Origin of the sequence: Streptomyces sp. SAI-170, assembly GCF_049739565.1 — a bacterium.
GTDB lineage: Bacteria > Actinomycetota > Actinomycetes > Streptomycetales > Streptomycetaceae > Streptomyces.
The window spans coordinates 2,785,434-2,804,163 of record NZ_JBMGQD010000001.1 but is presented as its reverse complement, the minus strand read 5'-3'; the positions used below and the strand labels follow the sequence as shown (position 1 = coordinate 2,804,163).

The window sequence follows — 18,730 nt, the reverse complement described above, 5'->3', positions numbered from 1 at the left end:
CCGCCGGGTGGTGACCCGAGGAGCCACCTTGGCTGCTGAGCTGCACGTCGCGCTGGTCGCGGCCGACCGAGAGGTCTGGTCCGGCGAGGCCACCCTGGTCGTCGCGCGCACCACGTCCGGCGACATCGGCGTCATGCCCGGTCACCAGCCGCTGCTCGGTGTGCTGGAGTCGGGCCCGGTGACCATTCGTACGAGTGACGGCGGGACCGTGATCGCCGCGGTGCACGGCGGTTTCATCTCGTTCGCGGACAACAAGCTGTCGCTGCTGGCCGAGATCGCCGAGCTGTCGGACGAGATCGACGTCCAGCGCGCGGAGCGGGAGCTCGAGCGGGCGAAGGCGGAGGGCGACGCCGCCGCCGAGCGCCGTGCGGATGTCCGCCTGCGGGCGGCGGCGGCGCGCTGACACAGCGCTCGCACGCGATGATGTAACTCAGCCGCGGCCGGCACCGGACACTTCCGGTACCGGCCGCGGCTGAGGCAGATCTGGGTGTTTTTTACGTTCCGTTACCTAGCAGACGAGGAGGTCGGTGTCGATGGTCCTCGCTCTGACTGTGTGCGGAATCGTCGTCGCCCTCGTGGTGATCGGGTTGTTCGTCTTCGGCCTGCGCCGCAGGCTGATCCAGCGCTCCGGCGGCACCTTCGACTGCTCCCTGCGCTGGGACGTCCCCGAGGGCGGTGACACCAGTGGCAAGGGCTGGGCCTACGGCATCGCCCGCTACAACGGCGACCGCATCGAGTGGTTCCGGGTCTTCTCCTACGCTCCTCGCCCGCGCCGCGTCCTGGAGCGCTCCGCGATCGAGGTGGCCGGCCGCCGCGTCCCCGAGGGCGAGGAGGAGCTGGCCCTGCTGTCCGACGCGGTGATCCTCGTCTGTCTGCACCGGGGCACCCGTCTCGAGCTCGCCATGAGCGAAGACGCGCTGACCGGTTTCCTCGCGTGGCTGGAGGCAGCCCCGCCCGGACAGCGCGTCAATGTCGCTTAGTGCGTGTGCGTGATCTTTACTTCAGGCCGTTGCTGATCGCGGTGACCAGCTCGCCGTTGCTGGTGTCGCCGCTGAACTCCCAGAAGAACGCGCCGCCCAGGCCCTGGTTCTTGGCCCAGGTCATCTTGGTGCCGATGGTGGCCGGAGTGTCGTAGGACCACCAGTTGCTGCCGCAGTAGGCGTACGCCGTGCCGCCGACGGTGCCGGTGGCGGGGCAGGAGTTCTTGAGCACCTTGTAGTCCTCGATGCCGGCCTCGTAGGTGCCGGGGGCCGCGCCCGTGGCCGAGCCGCCCGGGGCGGCCTGGGTGACGCCGGTCCAGCCGCGGCCGTAGAAGCCGATGCCGAGGAGCAGCTTGCTCGCGGGGACGCCCTTGGCCTTCAGCTTGGCGATGGCGTCGGCCGAGTTGAAGCCGGCCTTCGGGATGCCCGCGTACGAGGTGAGCGGGGAGTGCGGGGCGGTGGGGCCGGTCTTGTCCCAGGCGCCGAAGTAGTCGTACGTCATCACGTTGTACCAGTCGACGTACTGCCCGGCGCCGCCGTAGTCGGCCGCGTCGATCTTGCCGCCGTCACTGGCGTCGGCGGTGATGGCCGCGGTGATCAGGTAGTTCGGGCCGAACTCGGTGCGCAGCGCCTGCATGAGGTTCTTGAAGGCGGCCGCGCCGGAGGTGTCGCAGCTCAGACCGCAGGCGTTGGGGTACTCCCAGTCGATGTCGATGCCGTCGAAGACGTCGGCCCAGCGCGGGTCCTCGATGACGGCCTTGCAGGACTTGGCGAAGGCGGCGGCGTTGGCCGCGGCCTGGCCGAAGCCGCCGGAGTAGGTCCAGCCGCCGAAGGAGTACAGCACCTTGATGTTCGGGTACTTGGCCTTCAGCTGGCGCAGCTGGTTGAAGTTGCCGCGCAGCGGCTGGTCCCAGGTGTCGGCGGTGCCGGAGACGGACTGGTCGGCGGTGTACGCCTTGTCGTAGGCGGCGTAGGTGTCGTCGACGGTGCACTGCCCGTTCTTGACGTTGCCGAACGCGTAGTTGATGTGGGTGATCTTCGAGGCGCTGCCCGAGGTCACCAGGTTCTTGACGTGGTAGTTGCGGCCGTAGACGCCCCACTCGGTGAAGTAGCCGAGGTTGACCTTGGAGCCGGGCTGCGGGCCGGGGTCCGTGCCTCCGCCGCCGGTGGTGCGCACGGCGACCGAGCCGCTGGCGGGGCCGGTCTGGTCGGCGGTGTCACGGGCCTGGACGGAGTAGGAGTAGTCCGTGCCGGCGGTGAGGCCGGTGTCCGTGTAGCTCGTTCCGGTGACAGTGGCGACCTTGGCGCCGCCGCGCAGGACGTCGTAGTTCTTGATGCCCTTGTCGTCGGTGGCCGCGCTCCAGCTGAGCTTCACCGAGGTGTCGGTGATGCCGGAGGCGGTGGGGGTGCCCGGTGCGGAGGGCGCCGCGTCGCCGGGGACGGAGGTGCCGTCGCAGGAGCCGCCGTTGAGCTTGCAGCCCGAGGGGGAGCCGGTGCCGGTGCCGTTGAAGCCGAAGGAGACGGAGGCGCCGGGGGCGAGGGAGCCGTTCCAGGACTTGTTCTTGGCGGTCCAGTGCAGACCGGAGGAGGTGACGTCGGCGTCCCAGGCGGAGGTGACGGAGGTGCCGGAGGGGAAGTCCCACTCGACGGTCCAGGCGCTGAGGGTGGTGGTGCCGGTGTTCTTCACCGTCCAGCGGCCCTCGAAGCCGCTGCCCCAGTCCGAGGCCTTGGTGTAGGTGGCGGTGGCGCTGGTGGCGGCCTCGGCGGGGCTCGCGAGTCCGACCATGCCGGCCACGGGGAGGAGGAGCGTGGCGAGTCCGGCCGCCGCTCTGTGTCTGAAGCGCATGCAGCGCCTCCTTTGTCGACAGGGGGTGGGGCGTGACTGAGCCTTCACGCCCACGGTGCCGCGAGGATAGGAAAGGTCTGGACCAGAGGTCAATAGGTCTGGACCACTTCGGAGCTCTCGCGACAGGCGGGCCCCTACATCCCCAACTCCTGCGCGAGCACCGCCGCTTGCACCCGGCTGCGCAGCTCCAGCTTCCCCAGCAACCGGCTGACGTGCGTCTTCACCGTCGCCTCGGCCATGTCCAGCCGGGCCGCGATGTCCGCGTTGGACAGCCCCTCGCCGAGACAGGCCAGCACCTCGCGCTCACGCCGGGTCAGACCACCGAGGACGGCCGGATCGGCCTTCGGCTGCCGTACGGGCTTCGCGGCGAACTCCGCGATCAGGCGCCGGGTGACAGCGGGTGCGATCAGGCCCTCACCGCGCGCGACCGTCCGCACGGCCTCGATCAGATCCCGCGCCTCGGTGTTCTTCAGCAGAAACCCCGACGCCCCGGCCCGCAGCGCCCCGAACACGTACTCGTCGAGGTCGAAGGTGGTCAGCACCAGCACATCGGCGAGCCCCTCCGCGACGACCTTCCGCGTCGCCGACACTCCGTCAAGTCGCGGCATCTGTACGTCCATCAGCACCAGGTCCGGCCGCAGCTCGCGGGCCCGTTCCACCGCCTGCTCGCCGTCCGCCGCCTCGCCGACGACCTCGATGTCGGGCGCGCTGCGCAGGATCAGCACCAGCCCCGCCCGCACGGCCGACTGGTCCTCCGCGACGAGCACCCGGATCATTCCCGCATCCCTTCCTCGATGTCCCCGGTCGGCAGCGTGGCCCGTACGGCCCACACCTTGCCGTCTGCCGACTCCTTTGGGCCGGCCTCGAACGTGCCCCGCAGCAGGGCCACCCGCTCCTGCATGCCCACGAGCCCGGCCCCGGAACCCGGCGCGCGCGGCCCGTCCCGGTCGCCGTACGGGCTGGTCACCGCGAGGCACAGCGCCCCGTCCCGCTGCCGCAGCCGTACGGTGACCCGGCCGGGCCCCGCGTGCTTCAGGGCGTTGGTCAGCGCCTCCTGCACCAGCCGGTAGGCGGCCAGTTCGACCGGTGCGGGCAGCCCTTCGCCGCGGTCGGCGTCCAGCACGACGTCCAGGCCGTTGGCGCGGGCGCCCTCGACCAGGGAGCCGAGCCCGTCGAGCGTGGGCGCCACGGCCGGTTCCAGGTCGCCGCTGCTGTCCCTGAGGATGCCGATCAGCCGGCGCATCTCGGCCAGCCCCTGGACGCTGTTCTCCCGGATCACCCCCAGGGCCTCACGGGAGGTGGCCGGGTCGTCCAGGGACAGCGCCGCCGTGGAGTGGATCGCGATCGCCGAGAGGTGGTTGGCCACCATGTCGTGCAGCTCCCGCGCCATCCGGGCGCGTTCGGCGGTGACGGCCTGGGTGCGGTCCATCTCGGCGAGCAGCGCGGTCTGTTCGGCCTGCAGCCGGGCCGAGTCCGCGGCGTCGCGGTGGTTGCGCACGATGGCGCCGGTGGCGGCCGGGCCGAAGGAGACGATGGCCGCGCCGAGCCCGACCAGCAGCGCCTCGGGCCTGCGCCACCACACCAGGAAGCCCAGGGTGATGCCGATGCTGATCAGACCGGTGGTGACCGGGATACGGCGGACCGCGGCGGGGGTGCCGTACAACACGGCCGCGTAGGCGAGGTCGGTGAACATCAGGATGGTCGCCGGGTTGCCCGGCGTGAAGGTGTCCGCGACCAGCGCGAAGGTGCCCACGACGAGCGCCGCCTGCGGTCTGGTGCGGCGCAGCGGCTCCATGAGTGCCGTCACGGCCAGCGGGATGAGCCCCCACTCCGACGGCAGCAGACCGCTGCCCGCCGTGTTCAGGCCGAGCTTCCACATGACCAGCCCGCCGAGCAGCCCGGCGACACCGAGATACACGTCGAAGCGGTGGGGGCGGGGGAGCGGCGCGGCCATGGGCTCCATCCAACACGCAACCGCCCACCGGTCGCATGGTCCGGCGGGAGGGTCGCCGACTGCATCTTTCGATGTACCGCGGCTTCCTCATCGGCGACGACGACCCCGGCCCATTCGCGCGTCAGCCTGGAAGGGTGACCGAGAGGAGCGAGCCGTGATCGTCGGACTGATCGTCGCCTGTGAAGTGGCCTTCTGGGCGCTGCTGGCCGCGGGACTGTCCTTCCGCTATCTGCTGCGGATGCCGCGCGTGGGCCTGGCCCTGCTGCTGTGCGAGCCGCTGCTGGAGGTCGTGCTGTTCACCGTCACAGCGATCGACCTGAAGAACGGGGCGGAGCCCGACTGGAAGCACGGCCTGGCGGCCGTCTACATCGGCTTCACCGTCGGCCTCGGTCACTCCACCATCAGGTGGGCCGACGCCCGCTTCGCCCACCGCTTCGCGGGCGGGCCGCCGCCGGTGCGCCCGCCGAAGTACGGCACCGCCCGCGCGGTCCACGAGTGGAAGGTCGCCGGCCGCTGGACCCTCGCGGCCGTCGTCGCCCTCGCCCTGCTCCAGTCGGCCGTCTGGTACATCGGCACCGACGGCGACATCAGCTCCCTGCGCGCCTGGCAGCAGCGCATGCTCTGGGTGATCGGCATCAACCTGGTCATCGCCGGGAGCTACACCCTGTTCCCGAAGCGCGAAAAGGTGAGCTAGCGCTCCCCGCCGGGGACCCACAGCACATCGCCCTGCTCCTGATTGGCCGCTCGGGCGAGGATGAACAACAGGTCCGACAGCCGGTTGAGGTACGTGGCCGTCAGCGGGTTCATGACCTCCCCGTGCACCTCCAGCGCCGCCCACGTCGAGCGCTCGGCCCGGCGGGCGACCGTGCAGGCCTGGTGCAGCAGGGCCGCGCCGGGGGTGCCGCCCGGGAGGATGAAGGAGCGCAGCTTCTCCAGGCGTTCGTTGAAGCGGTCGCAGTCCGCCTCCAGCTTGTCGACGTAGAACTGCTCGACCCTCAGCGGCGGGAACTCGGGGTTCTCCACCACCGGCGTCGACAGGTCCGCGCCCACGTCGAACAGGTCGTTCTGCACCCGGGTGAGGACCTCGACGATGTCCTCCGCCAGGCCGCCCAGCGCGATCGCCGTGCCGATGACCGCGTTCGCCTCGTTGGCGTCGGCATAGGCGGCGATCCGCAGATCGGTCTTCGGCACCCGGCTCATGTCACCCAGGTTCGTGGTGCCCTTGTCGCCGGTCCGCGTGTAGATGCGCGTCAGATTGACCATGAGGCCAGGGTAGTTACGCCCCGCCGCCCCCACCGGTGTGATGTCCGTCATGTGAGACGTGACGCGCATTACTAACCGGTCACACAGCGGCTCACGCCCGCTAGTGTCCGCCGTGAGCAAACGTAAACAGCGTGTATGCACACAAGGGGAGTCGGAGTGGCACGGAAGCTCGCCGTCATCGGGGCCGGTCTCATGGGTTCCGGCATCGCCCAGGTCTCCGCGCAGGCGGGCTGGGACGTCGTCCTGCGCGACGTCACCGACGAGGCACTCAAGCGGGGCACCGACGGGATCAAGGCGTCGTACGACAAGTTCGTGAGCAAGGGCAAGCTCGACGCGGCCGACGCCGAGGCCGCGCTCGGCCGGATCACCGCCACGACCGACCTGGACGCGGCCGCCGACGCGGACGTCGTCGTCGAGGCCGTCTTCGAGAAGCTCGAGGTCAAGCACGAGATCTTCCGCACGCTCGACAAGATCGTGCGCCCGGACACCGTGCTCGCCTCCAACACCTCCGCCATCCCGATCACCAAGATCGCGGCCGTCACCGAGCGCCCCGAACGGGTCGTCGGCGTGCACTTCTTCTCGCCGGTGCCGATGATGCAGCTCGTCGAGCTGGTGCGCGGCTACAAGACCAGCGACGAGACCCTCGCCACCGCGCGGGAGTTCGCCGAGTCCGTCGGCAAGACCTGCATCGTCGTCAACCGTGACGTCGCCGGGTTCGTGACCACCCGGCTGATCTCGGCGCTCGTCGTCGAGGCCACCAAGCTCTACGAGTCGGGCGTCGCCACCGCCGAGGACATCGACCTCGCCTGCAAGCTGGGCTTCGGCCACGCCATGGGCCCGCTGGCCACCGCCGACCTCACCGGCGTGGACATCCTGCTGCACGCCACCAGCAACATCTACACCGAGACCCAGGACGAGAAGTTCGCTCCGCCGGAGCTGATGCGCCGGATGGTTGACGCCGGTGACATCGGCCGCAAGAGCGGGCAGGGCTTCTACAAGCACTGAGGCACCCGGCCTCCGAAACCGCACACGCCCCAGGGGTGTCACACCTCGGGGTGAATTCGGTATCGGTTCGCTTACGGACGGCAACCTCTGGCAGCGCGACGCCGTCAGAGGTTGCAACCGTGGCTCGCAGAACGCGGCCCACACTCATCGCATCGCGGAGCACCAGACGCACGCACAGGAGCGCATATGCACATCAGGGGCGACCACGCCGAGGTGGTCGTCGGGGGCCGCCTCGACGTCCGCACCGCGGCGGACGCCCGTACGGTCCTGCACTCGGCCGTCGACGACGGAGCCGGCGATCTGATCCTGAACCTGTCCGAACTGGACTCGTGGGACGCCACCGGACTCGGCGTGATCATGGGCGCCCACCGGCGGGCCGGCCGCTGCGGCCGCCGACTGGTGCTGCGCGGCGTACCGCCGCAGATGCAGCGCCTGCTGGTGGCCACCCGGCTGCACCGGATCCTTGCGATCGAGGGCGGCCTCGGCGTGGAGTCGCTGCCCCGCGTGTGACCGCGCGCACGGCCGGTGACCAGGACCGCGGGGTTCGGTGACCAGGACCCGGACGTCCGGCGTAGAAACACCCGACGCGCCCAATCATCACGAGACCATGACGTCTCGGGCGGCCCGGCACCCCGGGCTGTCGCAGACACCGGGCGACGGTTTACGGTTCGACTGCCCGCCGCCAGAAACCCACGAGCGGGTACCGGACCAGAAGCGACAGCGCAGTGTGCAGCAAGGCCGGGAAGGGCTACGCCACACGACGCTTTTGGGGGTTGGACACCGATGGACCCGAACACCCGGGGCCCCGAGGCGGGCGGCCACGACAGCGCCGGCCAGCCGCCGCGCCAGCGCCCGCCCAGGGACCCGCTGGCGGGCGACCTCGGCCAGCACGCGCCCGCCCAGGCCAGGACGACGCAGCTCGTCTCCGGTGACTACCTGCTCACCGTCAACCCCGTCGACGGCAGCGAGATCGAGCTGTGCCCGCCGGCCCAGCGGCCCGCCGCGCCCGAGAGGCGCACCCCCGCCGAACGTGCGGAAGCGGCCCGTGCCGCCGCGCCGGCCCCGCCCGGACCGCCCCGCCCCGAACTGCCGCTGCTCGGCCGCCACGACGAGCACGAGCGGCTCGTCCGCCTCCTCGCCCGCGGCCGCTCCGTCCGCCTCACCGGCCCCGCGGGCTCCGGCCGCACCCGCCTCCTGGACGTCGTCGCCGCGGACTGCGCCGACCTCGCCCCCGACGGAGTCGTCCGCCTCAGCGGCTTCCGCCGCACCGCCGACGAACTCCTCCACGACCTCTTCCACGCCGTCCACCGCGCCCCCCTGCACCGGCTGGAACGCGCCGAACTGCTCGATTACGTCCGCGAGGTCGGTGCCGTCGTCGTCCTCGACGACATCGAGTTCGGCGGCGCCGCCCTCGACACGCTGCTGGACGCCACCCCCGAGTGCGCCTTCCTGATCGCCGCGACCCCCGACGTGCCCGCGCCGTCCGCCGACTCCCCGATCGAGGAGGTCTTCCTCGACGGCCTCGACCGCGCCGGCGGACTTGAGCTCCTGGAACACGCCGTCGGCCGCACCCTCACCGAGGACGAGGCCAACTGGGCGGGCGACCTCTGGTTCGAGTCCGAGGGCCTGCCCCTGCGCTTCGTCCAGGCGGGCGCCCTGCTGCGGCAGCGCGACCGGCTGCGGGCCGGGGCCGACGCCCTGGACGACTATGGCGTTTTCGAACCCGAAGTCCCGGTCGAGGACGCCGTCCCCGCCGAACCGCCCGTCGGCGAGGACATACCGCTGCCCTCGCTCGCCGAAGGGGCCGCCCCCGCCGCCCTGCTCGCCTCCCGGCTCAGCGCCTGTGCCCGCGCCACCCTGCGCTTCGCCGTCGCCCTGGGCGGCGAGATCCCGCACCAGGCCCATCTGCCCGCCCTCGTCGGCGACACCCACGCCGACGCGGCCCTCGGCGAACTCATCGGCTGCGCCCTGGTCTCCCCGGTCGGCGGCCGTCACCGCCTCGCCGCCGGTGTGCTGACCCAGCTGGAGGCCGCCGGCTACGCCGACGACATCGATGCCTACGCCCTGACCGCCGCACAGCACTACACCTGGTGGGTCGGACACCCCTCGGTCGGCCCCGACCGGGTCTGCGCCGAGGCCGACGCCGTGCTCGCCGCGTTGAGCGTGCTGGTGCCTCTCACCACCGTGCCGGCCGAGGACGAGGAGAGCCCGGCCGTCCAGCTGGCCCGCACGGCCGCGCCCGCCTTCGCCGCGGGCCTCAACTGGAGCGCCTGGGAACGCGCCCTGCGCTCCGGCGCGGAGGCCGCCCGGCTCGCCGGTGCCGTCTCCGAGCAGGCCTACTTCCACCACGAACTCGGCATCCTCGCCCTGTGCGGCGGACAGCTCGACCGCGCCCGCGCCGAGCTGGAGGCCTCCATCGGGCTGCGCGGCGCCCTCGCCGACAAGCGCGGCACGGTCGCCGGCCGCCGCGCACTGGCCCTCGTCGACGACCGCTCCGGTACGACCCCGGGTCCCGGGCTGCCGCTCGGGTCCCTCGGCACGAGCCCGTCCGGTACGCCCGGTGCGGGACTGCCGGCACTCGCCGCGGGCACGACCCCGTCCGGGGGCCTGCCGTACGGCGGTCCGGCCCCGGTCGGCGCCCTGGGGCAGCTCGGCCCGGGGGCGGACGGCGCCCAGGGGAAGTCCGCCTCGCCCTCCGACGGCGTCCCGGCGGGCCTCGCCGCCTTCCCGCCGCTGCACCGGCCCGACGACTCCTTCGACCTCGTCACCGACCGGGCCACCGCCTCCGGCTCCGGGCCGCGGCGCGCCTTGGGCGGGCTGCGCGGGCTGGCCCGGCGCAACCTCGCCGCCACGGGTGCGGGCGCGCTGCTCGTCGCCGTGCTCGGCACGGTGGTGACCCTCGGCGCCACCTCCGGCGACAACGACGCCGACGACCCCTCGCACCGGGTGGGCGTCAACCCGACCTCCGTCCAGAGCGAGGACGACGACCTGGGCGGCGACGAGGCCGAGCCCACCCCCGGCGGCGACACCGGCTCCGCCACCAGCCGGCCCTCCGCCTCCGGCACCGGCAACGGCGGCAGCTCCGACGCAGAGGCTCCCCCGGCCGCCACGGACCCGGCCGAGCCGTCGGACACCCCGAGCGGCTCACCGCGGCCCACGACCGAGCCGTCGGCGACCTCCACGACGAAGAAGCCGCCGTCCCAGTCGCCGACGAGCCCCCCGTCGATGTCCCCGAGGCCGACCCGGACGGAGAGCGAGTCCCCGACGCCGTCGTCCTCGCCGACGCCGACGCAGACGCCCACCGAGACGCCCGCGGAGCCCCCGACGACCAACACCGCCAGCGGGACGGCCAGCGCGTCCGCGAGCGCCTCGGAGTCCGGTGCCGGGAGCACTCCGAGCGGTTCGGACGCCGTCATCTGACCGACCCCGCGCACACATCAGGGCCGGGCTCCCGTGGGGGAGACCCGGCCCTGATCGTCGTAGGGGGGAAGGCGTCTGTCAGAACAGCCGCAGTTTGTCGTCCTCGATGCCGCGCAGGGCGTCGTAGTCGAGGACCTGGCAGCCGATGCCGCGGTCGGTGGCGAGGACGCGGGCCTGGGGCTTGATCTCCTGGGCGGCGAAGATGCCGCGCACCGGCGCGAGATGCGGGTCGCGGTTCAACAGCTCCAGGTAGCGGGTGAGTTGCTCGACCCCGTCGATCTCGCCGCGCCGCTTGATCTCCACCGCGACGGTCTGCCCCTCGGCGTCCCGGCACAGGATGTCGACCGGGCCGATGGCCGTCATGTACTCGCGCCGGATCAGGGTGTAGCCCTCGCCCAGCGTCTCGATGCGGTCGGCGAGCAGCTCCTGAAGGTGCGCTTCCACGCCGTCCTTGATCAGGCCCGGGTCGACGCCCAGTTCGTGCGACGAGTCGTGGAGGACTTCCTCCATCGTGATGATCAGTTTCTCGCCCGCCTTGTTGACGACGGTCCACACGCCGTCCTCGGCGCCCGTGCCCTCCTTCAGCGTGCAGGGCGGCGACATCCAGTTGAGGGGCTTGTAGGCCCGGTCGTCGGCGTGGATGGAGACGCTGCCGTCCGCCTTGACCAGGATCAGGCGGGGAGCCGAGGGCAGATGGGCGGTGAGCCGGCCGGCGTAGTCGACGGAGCACCGGGCGATGACGAGACGCATGGTCCGCAACGCTACTCGACGGGCAGGGGTGCACGCGATTCGCCCACCCTCACCCCGAGGCCCCCCGGGCCGCCCCTTTTGATCCAGATGCAGCCTGTTCGGCAATGGCCGATTGTGCGCACACTCGTCGTTCTCTATGTGTGCAATCTCCTGGTGCGGTCACCGTCCGTTGCCTACCGTATTAAACGGGAGGTTGCGATGTGTGTACGCAGCGTATCGAGATTCGCGAACTCCCTTACCTGTCCGGCAACCCCTGCTGGTGCGGGGGTGCGAGAGGAGAACCCATGTCGCTCGACGTCTCACCGGCCCTACTCGAACAGGCCGAGCGAGGCGAGGTCGACGAAGCAGCTTTCGTCGACTGCGTCCGGACCTCCCTGCCCTACGCATGGGAGATGATCAGCTCCCTGGTGGCCCAGCTGAAGGTGGACGGCGGACAGTTCGCCGACAACCAGACGCCTCCGCCGGACGAGCAGGCACGGGGTCAGCTGCTGCGTGCGCTCGCGAGTGACGCCATACGCGGAGCGCTGCAGCGGCACTTCGGGGTGCGGCTGGCCTTCCAGAACTGCCACCGGGTGGCGGTGTTCCCGCTGGATGCCTCTGCCGACGAGAGGCTGGCCCGATTCACCTCGATCCGCGGTCAGCTGCTGAACCAGTCTCCGGAGCTGCGGGACTGCTGAGGCGGTTGACCAGCCCGCTTGCCGCTCCGTACGCGGGAGGTGCAGATTGTGCCGGGGCGGCAGGCATTCAGGGGGCACGGCGGTTCAGCGCAGGTGCGGAAGCACCTCGGCGCCGAGCCGCCGTACGTTCTCCTCCGTGGCCGTCAGATCGCCCGAGCCCTCGACGAGCAGGGCGAAGCGGGAGACGCCGGTGCGCTCGGCGGTCGCGGCCAGCCGGTCCGCGCACAGCCGCGGGGTGCCCACCGGGTGCAGCCCGCAGAGCAGTTCGGTGTAGGCCAGCGGATCGCGCATACGGCGTTCCCTGCCGTCCACCGTCACATGCGCGTCCAGGCCCTGCTTCAGCCAGCCCGGCATCGCCTTCATGAGGGTCTCCGCCGCGTCCGTGCGCCGGTCCGCGATCTGGCAGACACCCGCCGACACATGGGCCGCCTCCCGGATCTCCTCCGGGGACCGGCCGGCCGCCCGCGCGCACTGCCGCCACAGGGAGACCATCTCGGCCTTTTCCTCGTCCCCGACATGCATGCCGAGCAGCATCGGCAGCCCGCGCTCGGCGGCCCGCCGGACGCTCGCCGGGGAGGTGCAGGCGACCAGCACCTCGGGGCCCGCGGTGTCCGTCAGCGACTCCGACGGGCGGGGTACGACCGGGACTTCGCGGAAGACGAAGCGCTCACCGGCGGCCGCCACCGAGGGTTCGCGCAGCCAGCGCACCAACAGATCGAGTGATTCCGTGAAGCCGTTCTCGTAGGCGTCGAGGCCCGCGCCGAACACCTCCAGGTCCACCCACGGCCCGCCGCGCCCCACGCCCAGCGAGAAGCGGCCGCCGCTCGTCAGATGCAGCAGCGCGGCCTGTTCGCCGAGGGCCACGGGGTGGGTCGTGGGCAGCACGCTCACCGCGGTGCCGACCCGGATCCGGCGGGTGCGGCCGAGCAGCAGCGCGGCCAGCGTGACCGCGGACGGGCAGGTGCCGTAGGGCACGAAGTGGTGCTCGGCCAGCCAGACCGCGTCCAGCCCGGCCTCCTCCGCCACCTCGGCCGAACGGACCGCCCGGTGCAGCGCCTCCCCCTGGCCCTGCCCCGGGAACTGGGCCGCCAGCACGAAACTTCCTACGCGCATCGCAATTCCTGCTTCCTTGGCTCCGACACGGAGCTCCCCCACCCGGCATAACCGCCCGACACGTGCCGAGGACACGGCCTGACGGAGTAATTTGCGGATTGTCTGCGGAATGGGCGGCCCCGTCGGGGGACTTGCGGGCGCCCCGGCTCGCCCCGGACCCTCCGGGTGCCCTCGTGCCCGCCGCGTACGCTGGACGGACCCTGCTTCCTGTATAGCTCCGTGAGGTGTTCTGTGTCCCCGCGTCGCAACCGACCCAAGGGTGGCGATTCCGCGTCCGGCCGCGCTGCCGACGCCGACCGGCCGGGCCGCTACGGCGGCTGGGAGTCCTCGGTGGACTGGCAGGGCGAGGACTGGACCGTGCGGCATGTGGCGGGCGCGAGCGCACAGGGCAAGACCTATCGCTGCCCCGGCTGCGACCAGATGATCCCCTCCGGTGTCCCGCACGTGGTGGCGTGGCCCGCGCACGCCGGGGTCGACGACCGGCGGCACTGGCACAAGGCGTGCTGGAACGCACGAGACCGCCGCACCACGCGGGTGCAGCGGTCCCGTAACGCGCCGAGGTTCTGAACCGACCTACACGTCGCGCTTCTGAAGCAGGGCGTAGGCGCCGCCGAAGGCCGCGGCGACCGCGACCAGCATGATCCACAGCGGGTCCCAGCCCGAAGGGCCGGTCTCGGTGAGGGAGTTGGAGTAGAAGACGCTGAGCTGGTTCGGGATCGAGTACTCGAACAGCGCTTGGCGCAGGTCCTCCAGCGACGACGAGAACATGAACAGCGCGATCACCAGCGGGGCCAGCACGGCGCCGATCATGATGGTGATGGCGCCCGCCGAGTGCCGGATGACCGAGCCGATCAGCAGCGACAGCAGGCCGAGCAGGGCCAGGTAGAGCGAGACGCCGACCGTGCCCTTGAACCACTCCGCGCCGGTGGGCTCGCGGGCGTCACTCACCATGCCGATCTGGGCGACGGCGACCAGGCCGGAGGAGATCAGCGTCACCACGAACGCCAGCGTGAAGAACACGATCGACTTCGCGGCGAGGACCCGGCCCCGGCTGGGGCAGGCGGTCATGGTGGTGCGGATCATGCCGGTGCCGTACTCGGAGGCCGTGGTCAGCACGCCGAGCGTGATGACGCACATGGTGCCGAGCAGCAGCAGTCCGAAGAAGCCGAGGCCCAGCGGGTTCTCGTCGCCGAGACCGGCCTCGTCGGAGTTGGCCGCCACCACGCCGCCGGTCAGCAGGCCGATGCCGACGACCAGCAGCACGAACACGCCGAGCGTCCACATGGTCGACCGGATCGACTTGATCTTCGTCCACTCGGACGCGATCGCGTGTCCGAGGTGCGTGCGCACCACGGGGATGGGCGAGGTGTAACCGGCGTACGGCGATCCGGCCGCCGCCTGCGGCATCGGGGGCTGGGGCGTGCTCATCGGGCGTCCTCGGACTTGGTGGTGTCTACGGAGGGAGCGGGGGCCTGCGGCGCGGCGACCGGGGGCTGAGGCGCGGGTGCCTGCGGCTGCGGGGCCGGGCCGCCCTGCGGGGGCGTCTGCGGGTGCGGGGCGGCGGCGGGCGGGCCCGGGACCGGCTGGGCGGCCGGGGCGGGCGCGGCGCCGAGCGGGGGCTGGGGAACACCACCCTGCGGGGCGCCTGCACCCTGCGGGGCCGGGCCGCCGGCGAACGCCTGCCCGCCCGCGCCCGGGGCCTGGGGGCCGCCCTGGAGGTACGGGTTCTGGCCCTGCTGCATCGCGAAGGGCTGTCCGCCCTGCTGGGGCGGCGGCGGGGCGTACCAGCCGGGCTGGCCCTGGCCGGCGACCGGCATGGGGGGCTGGGCGCCGGGCGGCATCGGCTGCTGGAGGCCCGCCTTCTGGTCGACGGTGGAGCGGTAGTCGACGGCGCCCTGGGTCATCCGCATGTACGCCTCCTCCAGGGAGGCCTGGTGCGGCGACAGCTCCCACAGACGTACGTCCGTGTCGTGCGCGATGTCGCTGATGCGGGGGAGCGGCAGCCCGGTCACCCGCAGGGCGCCGTCCTGCTCGGGCATCACGTGCGCGCCCGCCTCGGTCAGGGCGGAGCTCAGCTTCTCGCGCAGCTGCGGCTCGGTGTCCGGGGTGCGCACGCGCGCGAAGCCCGCCGAGTTCGCGGCGATGAAGTCCTGCACGCTCATGTCCGCGAGCAGCTGACCCCGCCCGATCACGATGAGGTGGTCGGCGGTCAGGGCCATCTCGCTCATCAGGTGCGAGGAGACGAAGACGGTACGGCCCTCCGCCGCGAGCGCCTTCATCAGGTTGCGCACCCACAGGATGCCCTCGGGGTCGAGGCCGTTGACCGGCTCGTCGAAGAGCAGTACCTGCGGGTCGCCGAGCAGCGCGCCGGCGATGCCGAGGCGCTGGCCCATGCCGAGCGAGAAGCCCTTGGACCGCTTGCGGGCCACGTCCTGCAGGCCGACCACGCCGAGCACCTCGTCGACCCGGCGGGCCGGGATGCCGGACAGCTGGGCGAGGCTGAGCAGGTGGTTGCGGGCCGAGCGGCCGCCGTGCACCGCCTTCGCGTCGAGCAGCGCACCGACCTGGCGCGGGGCGTTCGGCAGCTTGCGGTAGGGGTAGCCGCCGATCGTCACCTGCCCGGAGGTGGGGTTGTCCAGCCCGAGGATCATCCTCATCGTGGTCGACTTGCCCGAGCCGTTCGGCCCGAGAAAGCCGGTGACGGCGCCGGGCCGCACCTGGAAGGAAAGGTTGTGTACAGCGGTCTTGTCGCCGTAGCGCTTCGTCAGGCCGACTGCCTCGATCATGCTCCGCACCCATCGAAAGGTTCAGGACAGCGGGGCACACGCCCCCGTAAGGGTTAGGAGGATATCGAGGCGCTGACGGTTCCCTCCAAGAGAGGGTAAAAACCGGCCGGGACTACGCGTCCCGCCGCTTGAGCAGCACGTAACCGCCGACGAGCGCGGCGACCACCCACAGCGCCATGATCCCGAGGCCGCCCCAGGGGCCGTACGGGGTGTCGTCGTCGACCGGGCGGACCACCTGCATGATCTTGCTGCCGGCCTGGTCGGGCAGATAGCGGCCGATCTTCTTCGTCGCGCCGACGTTGCCGAGGATGTTGGAGATGAGGAAGAAGAACGGCATCAGGATGCCGAGGGAGAGCATCGGCGAGCGCAGCATCGCGGCGACGCCCATGGAGAACATCGCGATCAGCGCCATGTAGAGGCCGCCGCCGAGCACCGCCCGCAGCACGCCCGGGTCGCCGATGGACGCCTTCAGCGAGCCCAGCATCGACTGTCCGAGGAAGAACGTGATGAAGCTGGTCGCCATGCCGACCACCAGCGCGAGCCCCGTCGCGACGGCGACCTTGCTGAAGAGGAAGGTGGCCCGCTGCGGTACGGCGGACAGCGAGACGCGGATCATGCCGGTGCTGTACTCGTTGGACACCACCAGCACCCCGAACACGATCATCGCGAGCTGGCCGAGACTCATCCCGGCGAAGCTGATGTAGGTCGGGTCGAAGTTCAGCCGCTGCCGGGCGTCCATGCTGTCGAACTCGTTCTTCGACAGCGCCGAGATCAGCATCCCGAGCGCGATGGTGACCACCACCGAGAGCGAGAGTGTCCACACCGTGGACGCCACCGACCGGATCTTGGTCCATTCGGACCGGATGACCTGTGTGGCCGCCATGCTCAGTCCCTCTTCCAGCCGTCGCCCCACGCCTGCTGCGGGGCAGGTGTGCCGGCGTGCGCGTGATACTCGACGGACTCCGCCGTCAGCTGCATGAACGCCTCCTCCAGGGAGGCCTGCTGGGGGCTCAGCTCGTGCAGCACGATCTGGTGCTGCGCGGCCAGCTCGCCGATCAGCTCGGGCTTGCCGCCGTCGACCTCCAGCACCCCGCCGCCCGTCTCCACCACCGTGATCCCGGCCCGGCGCAGCACATCGAGCAGCCGCTCGCGCTGCGGCGTACGGATCCGGACGTACGTCCGTGAATTGCGGGCGATGAAGTCCGCCATGGACGTGTCGGCGAGCAGCCGCCCCTGGCCGATGACGACCAGATGGTCGGCGGTCAGGGCCATCTCGCTCATCAGGTGCGAGGAGACGAACACCGTCCGGCCCTGGGCCGCGAGGGATTTCATGAGGTTGCGGATCCAGTGGATGCCCTCGGGGTCGAGGCCGTTGACCGGCTCGTCGAACATCAGGATCCGCGGGTCGCCGAGCAGCGCCGCCGCGATGCCGAGCCGCTGCCCCATGCCGAGCGAGAACCCCTTGGCCTTCTTGCGGGCGACCGCGGTCAGGCCGACCGTGTCCAGCACCTCGTGCACCCGGGCCTTCGGGATGCCGTTGCTCTGCGCCAGACACAGCAGATGGTTGAAGGCGCTGCGCCCGCCGTGCACCGCCTTGGCGTCCAGCAGCGCACCGATGTAGGTGAGCGGGTCCTTCAGCTGGTCGTAGCGCTTGCCGTCGATGCGGACGTCGCCGGCTGTGGGCCGGTCCAGGCCCAGCATCATCCGCATGGTGGTCGACTTGCCGGCGCCGTTCGGGCCGAGGAAGCCCGTGACGATGCCCGGTCTGACGGTGAAGGTCAGGTTGTTGACCGCCACCTTCTCGCCGTACCGCTTGGTCAGCCCCTCGAGCTCGATCATGCGGCCACGCTAAAACGGGACAAAGCCCTCTGCCACCGGAGTGACAGAGGGCTCGTCAAGTGTTCAGCGGATGGACGCCGTCCGGTTTACCGGGTCTGCTGCGCCGGAACCCCGCGGGAGATCGGCTCGTCCTCGGCCGGAGCACCGGCCGCGGCCACCGCGGCGCCGGTGAGCGTCGCGAGCATCTCGCGGACGTTCGTCAGCTGCGCGTTGATGGAGTCGCGGCGGTTGGTGAGGGCGGCCAGCTCGCGCTCGGATTCCGAACGGATGCGGTCGGCCTTGGCGTTGGCGTCGGCCACGATGTCCTCGGCCTGGCGCTGGGCCGTCTCCACCGTCTGGCGGGCACGGCGCTCGGCGTCGGTGCGCAGCTTCTCCGCCTCCAGACGCAGCTGCTCCGCGCGGTGCTCGATCTCCGCGAGGCGCTTCTCCGCCTTCTGCTGACGGGAGGCCAGGTCCCGCTCGGACTGCTCCCGGCGCTTGGCCAGGTTGGTCTCGAAGTCCGCGGCGGCCTGCGCGGCCTTGGCGCGGGTCTCCTCGAAGAGCGCGTCGGCCTCCTCGCGCTTGGACTGCGCGTCCTTCTGCGCCTCCGAGCGCAGCTGCGCGGCGTCGCTCTTGGCCTTCTCGACGATGCGGACGCCCTCGTCCTCGGCCTTGGCCTTGCGCTCGGCCGCGAACGACTCGGCGTCGTTGCGCACCTGCTGGGCGGCCGACTCGGCGAGCTCACGGTGCTGCTCGGCCGCGCGGCGGGCCTCCTCGCGCAGGTCCTTGGCCTCTTCCTCGGCGAGGCGCAGGATCTTCTCGACGCGCGCACCGAGACCGGCGTACGACGGCTCGGCGTCGCTCACCTGGGCCTGGGCGTTCTGCGTCTCGAGGTGGAGTTCCTCGATGCGCTTCTCCAGAGCGGTGATGCGGGCGAGAGCACTGTCACGGTCGGAGACGAGCTTGGAGATACGTTCGTCCACCTGAGCGCGGTCGTATCCACGCCGCACAAGCTCGAAGCCGTAGGGGGAAGTGTCGCTCATGGGGTTCCTGTCGAATGAGACCGGTGAGGTGATAGGGGGAATCCTAGGGGTCGGAACGGTGTGTCATCGAGCGGA

General features: G+C 71.5%; 19 protein-coding genes. 8 read left to right on the top strand and 11 right to left on the bottom strand.

Annotation, left to right across the window (positions count from 1 at the left end; genetic code table 11):
- Positions 1-28 precede the first annotated feature (28 nt).
- Entirely contained in the window at positions 29-403 is a 375-nt protein-coding gene (locus RKD23_RS12295) for a F0F1 ATP synthase subunit epsilon (protein WP_404042232.1), read from the top strand.
- Between the two features lie 130 nt (positions 404-533).
- Positions 534-980 (top strand): DUF2550 domain-containing protein, encoded by a 447-nt coding sequence (locus tag RKD23_RS12290; RefSeq protein ID WP_404042231.1) that lies wholly within the window; start codon positions 534-536, stop codon positions 978-980.
- Between the two features lie 16 nt (positions 981-996).
- Here RKD23_RS12290 and RKD23_RS12285 read toward each other — a convergent pair whose 3' ends face one another.
- The 3 genes from RKD23_RS12285 to RKD23_RS12275 all read right to left on the bottom strand — a co-directional run bounded on the left by RKD23_RS12285 (position 997) and on the right by RKD23_RS12275 (position 4,780).
- Complete coding sequence (locus RKD23_RS12285; RefSeq protein WP_424853722.1) at positions 997-2,826, bottom strand: glycosyl hydrolase family 18 protein; 1,830 nt, start codon at positions 2,824-2,826, stop codon at positions 997-999.
- Between the two features lie 134 nt (positions 2,827-2,960).
- Positions 2,961-3,602: a response regulator gene (locus RKD23_RS12280; protein WP_424853721.1), complete on the bottom strand. Its 642-nt coding sequence runs from the start codon at positions 3,600-3,602 to the stop codon at positions 2,961-2,963.
- Positions 3,599-4,780 carry a sensor histidine kinase gene (locus tag RKD23_RS12275; RefSeq protein ID WP_424853720.1) on the bottom strand — a complete coding sequence of 394 codons (1,182 nt, stop codon included), beginning with the start codon at positions 4,778-4,780 and terminating at the stop codon, positions 3,599-3,601. Before RKD23_RS12275 ends, RKD23_RS12280 begins: the two co-directional genes overlap by 4 nt.
- A gap of 154 nt (positions 4,781-4,934) precedes the next feature.
- Here RKD23_RS12275 and RKD23_RS12270 point away from each other — a divergent pair, with 154 nt between their 5' ends.
- A complete protein-coding gene (locus tag RKD23_RS12270) occupies positions 4,935-5,474 on the top strand; it encodes a hypothetical protein (RefSeq protein WP_424853719.1) in 540 nt (179 codons plus the stop codon).
- On the opposite strand, the gene RKD23_RS12265 is transcribed toward RKD23_RS12270, so the two are convergent.
- Positions 5,471-6,043, bottom strand: coding sequence for a cob(I)yrinic acid a,c-diamide adenosyltransferase (locus tag RKD23_RS12265; protein WP_424853718.1), 573 nt, complete (start codon positions 6,041-6,043; stop codon positions 5,471-5,473). The genes RKD23_RS12270 and RKD23_RS12265 overlap by 4 nt on opposite strands.
- A 156-nt stretch (positions 6,044-6,199) precedes the next feature.
- Between RKD23_RS12265 and RKD23_RS12260 the strand changes: the two genes are divergently transcribed.
- From RKD23_RS12260 to RKD23_RS12250, 3 genes are all read left to right on the top strand, one after another.
- Entirely contained in the window at positions 6,200-7,048 is an 849-nt protein-coding gene (locus RKD23_RS12260; RefSeq protein ID WP_424853717.1) for a 3-hydroxyacyl-CoA dehydrogenase family protein, read from the top strand.
- Between the two features lie 186 nt (positions 7,049-7,234).
- Positions 7,235-7,558 (top strand): STAS domain-containing protein, encoded by a 324-nt coding sequence (locus RKD23_RS12255; RefSeq protein WP_399644967.1) that lies wholly within the window; start codon positions 7,235-7,237, stop codon positions 7,556-7,558.
- Positions 7,559-7,831: 273 nt separating this feature from the next.
- Positions 7,832-10,468 (top strand): ATP-binding protein, encoded by a 2,637-nt coding sequence (locus RKD23_RS12250; protein WP_424853716.1) that lies wholly within the window; start codon positions 7,832-7,834, stop codon positions 10,466-10,468.
- A gap of 78 nt (positions 10,469-10,546) precedes the next feature.
- Here the strand turns inward: RKD23_RS12250 and nucS are convergent, their stop codons facing one another.
- A complete protein-coding gene (gene nucS, locus RKD23_RS12245; protein ID WP_404042223.1) occupies positions 10,547-11,218 on the bottom strand; it encodes an endonuclease NucS in 672 nt (223 codons plus the stop codon).
- A gap of 284 nt (positions 11,219-11,502) precedes the next feature.
- On the opposite strand from nucS, the gene RKD23_RS12240 reads away from it, so the two are divergent.
- The gene (locus tag RKD23_RS12240) at positions 11,503-11,895 is read left to right on the top strand and encodes an SCO5389 family protein (protein WP_399644961.1); all 393 of its coding nucleotides are present in this window, start codon (positions 11,503-11,505) and stop codon (positions 11,893-11,895) included.
- 84 nt (positions 11,896-11,979) lie between these two features.
- Here the strand turns inward: RKD23_RS12240 and RKD23_RS12235 are convergent, their stop codons facing one another.
- Positions 11,980-13,008: an LLM class flavin-dependent oxidoreductase gene (locus tag RKD23_RS12235; RefSeq protein WP_424853715.1), complete on the bottom strand. Its 1,029-nt coding sequence runs from the start codon at positions 13,006-13,008 to the stop codon at positions 11,980-11,982.
- Between the two features lie 231 nt (positions 13,009-13,239).
- Between RKD23_RS12235 and RKD23_RS12230 the strand changes: the two genes are divergently transcribed.
- On the top strand, positions 13,240-13,575 hold the full coding sequence (locus tag RKD23_RS12230) for an ATP/GTP-binding protein (protein WP_424853714.1): 336 nt from the start codon (positions 13,240-13,242) through the stop codon (positions 13,573-13,575).
- A 6-nt stretch (positions 13,576-13,581) separates the two neighbouring features.
- Here the strand turns inward: RKD23_RS12230 and RKD23_RS12225 are convergent, their stop codons facing one another.
- From RKD23_RS12225 to RKD23_RS12205, 5 genes are all read right to left on the bottom strand, one after another.
- Entirely contained in the window at positions 13,582-14,436 is an 855-nt protein-coding gene (locus tag RKD23_RS12225; RefSeq protein WP_424853713.1) for an ABC transporter permease, read from the bottom strand.
- Entirely contained in the window at positions 14,433-15,794 is a 1,362-nt protein-coding gene (locus tag RKD23_RS12220; protein WP_424853712.1) for an ABC transporter ATP-binding protein, read from the bottom strand. Before RKD23_RS12220 ends, RKD23_RS12225 begins: the two co-directional genes overlap by 4 nt.
- Positions 15,795-15,906: 112 nt before the next feature.
- Entirely contained in the window at positions 15,907-16,677 is a 771-nt protein-coding gene (locus RKD23_RS12215) for an ABC transporter permease (protein ID WP_424853711.1), read from the bottom strand.
- Between the two features lie 2 nt (positions 16,678-16,679).
- A complete protein-coding gene (locus tag RKD23_RS12210; protein ID WP_424853710.1) occupies positions 16,680-17,633 on the bottom strand; it encodes an ATP-binding cassette domain-containing protein in 954 nt (317 codons plus the stop codon).
- An 86-nt stretch (positions 17,634-17,719) separates the two neighbouring features.
- Entirely contained in the window at positions 17,720-18,655 is a 936-nt protein-coding gene (locus tag RKD23_RS12205) for a cellulose-binding protein (protein WP_404042216.1), read from the bottom strand.
- Positions 18,656-18,730: the final 75 nt, after the last annotated feature.

What these genes read in the sequence shown, in the direction of transcription:
- RKD23_RS12290 (WP_404042231.1), top strand. Translation starts at nt 534, where the DNA reads ATGGTCCTCGCTCTGACTGTGTGCGGAATCGTCGTCGCCCTCGTGGTG.
- RKD23_RS12285 (WP_424853722.1), bottom strand. Translation starts at nt 2,826, where the DNA reads ATGCGCTTCAGACACAGAGCGGCGGCCGGACTCGCCACGCTCCTCCTC.
- RKD23_RS12280 (WP_424853721.1), bottom strand. Translation starts at nt 3,602, where the DNA reads ATGATCCGGGTGCTCGTCGCGGAGGACCAGTCGGCCGTGCGGGCGGGG.
- RKD23_RS12275 (WP_424853720.1), bottom strand. Translation starts at nt 4,780, where the DNA reads ATGGCCGCGCCGCTCCCCCGCCCCCACCGCTTCGACGTGTATCTCGGT.
- RKD23_RS12265 (WP_424853718.1), bottom strand. Translation starts at nt 6,043, where the DNA reads ATGGTCAATCTGACGCGCATCTACACGCGGACCGGCGACAAGGGCACC.
- RKD23_RS12255 (WP_399644967.1), top strand. Translation starts at nt 7,235, where the DNA reads ATGCACATCAGGGGCGACCACGCCGAGGTGGTCGTCGGGGGCCGCCTC.
- RKD23_RS12250 (WP_424853716.1), top strand. Translation starts at nt 7,832, where the DNA reads ATGGACCCGAACACCCGGGGCCCCGAGGCGGGCGGCCACGACAGCGCC.
- nucS (WP_404042223.1), bottom strand. Translation starts at nt 11,218, where the DNA reads ATGCGTCTCGTCATCGCCCGGTGCTCCGTCGACTACGCCGGCCGGCTC.
- RKD23_RS12240 (WP_399644961.1), top strand. Translation starts at nt 11,503, where the DNA reads ATGTCGCTCGACGTCTCACCGGCCCTACTCGAACAGGCCGAGCGAGGC.
- RKD23_RS12235 (WP_424853715.1), bottom strand. Translation starts at nt 13,008, where the DNA reads ATGCGCGTAGGAAGTTTCGTGCTGGCGGCCCAGTTCCCGGGGCAGGGC.
- RKD23_RS12225 (WP_424853713.1), bottom strand. Translation starts at nt 14,436, where the DNA reads ATGAGCACGCCCCAGCCCCCGATGCCGCAGGCGGCGGCCGGATCGCCG.
- RKD23_RS12220 (WP_424853712.1), bottom strand. Translation starts at nt 15,794, where the DNA reads ATGATCGAGGCAGTCGGCCTGACGAAGCGCTACGGCGACAAGACCGCT.
- RKD23_RS12215 (WP_424853711.1), bottom strand. Translation starts at nt 16,677, where the DNA reads ATGGCGGCCACACAGGTCATCCGGTCCGAATGGACCAAGATCCGGTCG.
- RKD23_RS12210 (WP_424853710.1), bottom strand. Translation starts at nt 17,633, where the DNA reads ATGATCGAGCTCGAGGGGCTGACCAAGCGGTACGGCGAGAAGGTGGCG.
- RKD23_RS12205 (WP_404042216.1), bottom strand. Translation starts at nt 18,655, where the DNA reads ATGAGCGACACTTCCCCCTACGGCTTCGAGCTTGTGCGGCGTGGATAC.